We start from the raw sequence: 2,476 nt of genomic DNA on the forward strand, positions 1-2,476 counted from the left end.
TTTTTTGGGTATTCGGAATAGCCGGTTGATGAAGGGAACTTCTAACCGGCTTCCGAAGGCGGTGTAGTGATGTTGATGGGAGGCTCCAAGAAGCGCTCCAAGAGCTTCCCTATAGGCACCCCCATGTCCACCATGGCGGGTGCCGCTCGTGCAAGGTCAGCGTCCGTAGGGACGCCATAGCCCATTGTGAAGGGCGATTCCCGGCGAGGCTTTTCCTTGCGCTTCATTCTGTGCTCGACCGAGAACAGCATCTTGGCCCGGAACATCTCGAACGACATGCTCCGTGCGGCCCTGTTCAGGTCTTTCATTTGCCGGTTCATCGACTCGGTGAAGGCATTGGTATTGCGCTTTCCGTCACCGAAGTAGGCGAAGATCTCCGCCTCCCAGTTGCTCATTGCCGTGGTCAGCGGCGCCCACTGGGGGCGCTCCTCCGGGGTCAGGCTGGAATGCCAGCGCCGGTACTCTTCCTTGGCGTCAGACTCGTTTTCCAGATTCCAGATGTTCAGGAACTCTTCCTTGAGACGGTAGGCGGCACCGAGTTCTGGGAACTGGTTGAGCCACGTATCGACCACCATGCGGTTCATGGGGTTGAGGTCATGCTCACGCATCAGCATCAGCTTTCGGTCGCCCTTGAGTGCCCGGCGCCGGTGCTGTGACAGTCCGGCCTTGATGCCCTTCCTGATCTTCTCCATGGCCTCATTGGCCATGCGCTGGATGTGGAACTTGTCCACCACGATGGCGGCATCAGGCATCAATGCCTTCGCCACCTCGCGGTAGGGGTTCCACATGTCCATGCACACAATCTCAATGTCTTTGCGGTCTTTGAGGCGTGACAGGTAGGCCGTGACCTGCGGCTTCGTGCGCGACTCCAACAGGTCGATGATGGTTTCCTCTTCGATATTGGTCAGCACGCAGCGGTAGGTGCGTTGCAGGTACAGCTCATCAATGCCCAGCACACGGGGCGCAGAAGGCTTGTAGCGGCCTTTCTGCGCCTCGGCATGGTCACGGAACAGCTTGCGGATGATCGCTTCATCCACGCCAACCTCGCGGCCCACGTCGCTATTGGTGCGACCCACAGCGGCCTTGATGATGTAGTCGGACAGCCGTTTGGTCATTCGGTGGCCCTCGGCCATCTCCGGCAAGGCCGGGCTGAACGTGCCATTGCAGGCCCGGCAGAGGAAGCGGCGCCGGATTAACCAGAGCGTGACCCAGCGTCCATGCAGCGGCAGGTCGCGCAACTTCATCTCCTTCTTGCCAAAGCGCACCACCTCGCCGTAAACCGCGCAGTTCGGGCAGATGACCGGATCAGGGTATTCCACTTGGAAGCTGTACTCGTTCTCTTCCTCGTGGAATCCCACGATCTTGGCCTTGAGAGGGTGCAGGATGTTGTCGGGCAGGGTTGTCAAGGCTTCATTACTCCGGTTCCAGAAGCCTTGCTGGCCTCATACGCCATGCGCTGCGCAAGGCGTTGATTGCACGCCGCAGCCAGTTCGGCCAGTTCTTTGTTGCTGGGCAGCATGCCGTTCGGCTCCAGCAGGCGGCGAGGCAATTCAGCCAGTGACACCACCATGGCTTCTCGGTCAATGGCTTTAGCCCAAGGCACCGTTGGCTTGTTGTCGCGGTCGTAGGTCAGGGAGAACATCCAGCGGTCGTGCTTCCACCCATCGTCACCCGCCATCACCGCTTCAAAAACCGTGCGGGCGGCCTGGTCAGCCACTTCGGAGGCAAGAGCAAACGCCAGCTTGAGGCGCTCAGGGTCTTGGTTGCCGTACCCGCCAGTCTTGCGAATGGCTGGCAAAACTTCGTGAGTGATCCAGCGCTTGAAGCGCTTGGCCTCTTCCTTGCGGCTGGTCAGGATCAGGCTGTATAGGCCGGACTCGCTGACGATCATGATTTCCTGCCGACCGCCGGGGGTGGATACAGTGCATACACCCTTCTCGTCATCATCGAGGCGGCCAACTGCTTGCCGAGAGCTGACGATCTCAAGCGCAGCGCAAACATCCGCTGCGATGAACCAGATTTCACCGTCGCGGTTGACGGTGCGCACTGGCAGGTGGTCGAAGTTGAAGGTCTGGTGAGGGGTGTCGCTGGAAGTGGCACCCACAGAGAGAAGATTTTGACTAGCCATGATGGCCTCCTGACATTCGTTCAATTTCGCCCCTTGTTCAGAGAGGCGGCCGGGTACTTGAACACGGTGTCAGGACCGCCCGCAGATTTCCCCCGAAGGGTCTTGTATAGCTGCGCGCTACCCGGCCATAGACCGCTATTGTCCCGCATCACGGGGCAACGCAAAACCTATGGACGTGAAAAAGCCGCTTTGACTTTCGGGAGCGGCTTCCGCCTGACAAGGTGTGTTCAGCACCTGACATGAACTCTAACGCCAAGAATGCAGGCTGTCAACAGCAATCTACGAAATCAAAATTGAAATGTAGATGCTGACCTACAACACCGAATCAACAGCCTTTTCCGAATACCC

2 protein-coding genes are annotated in these 2,476 nt (G+C 58.5%); both read right to left on the bottom strand.

The window, feature by feature from the left end:
• Positions 1-41 precede the first annotated feature (41 nt).
• Complete coding sequence (locus AC2I9W_RS17585; protein WP_017515528.1) at positions 42-1,406, bottom strand: ISL3 family transposase; 1,365 nt, start codon at positions 1,404-1,406, stop codon at positions 42-44.
• Positions 1,403-2,128 (bottom strand): BRO-N domain-containing protein, encoded by a 726-nt coding sequence (locus AC2I9W_RS17590; RefSeq protein ID WP_081333255.1) that lies wholly within the window; start codon positions 2,126-2,128, stop codon positions 1,403-1,405. The genes AC2I9W_RS17585 and AC2I9W_RS17590 overlap by 4 nt, the downstream gene beginning before the upstream one ends.
• Between the last annotated feature and the right edge of the window lie 348 nt (positions 2,129-2,476).

The sequence above is a fragment of the Comamonas sp. FUJ_7 genome, from assembly GCF_057369555.1.

What these genes read in the sequence shown, in the direction of transcription:
- AC2I9W_RS17590 (WP_081333255.1), bottom strand. Translation starts at nt 2,128, where the DNA reads ATGGCTAGTCAAAATCTTCTCTCTGTGGGTGCCACTTCCAGCGACACC.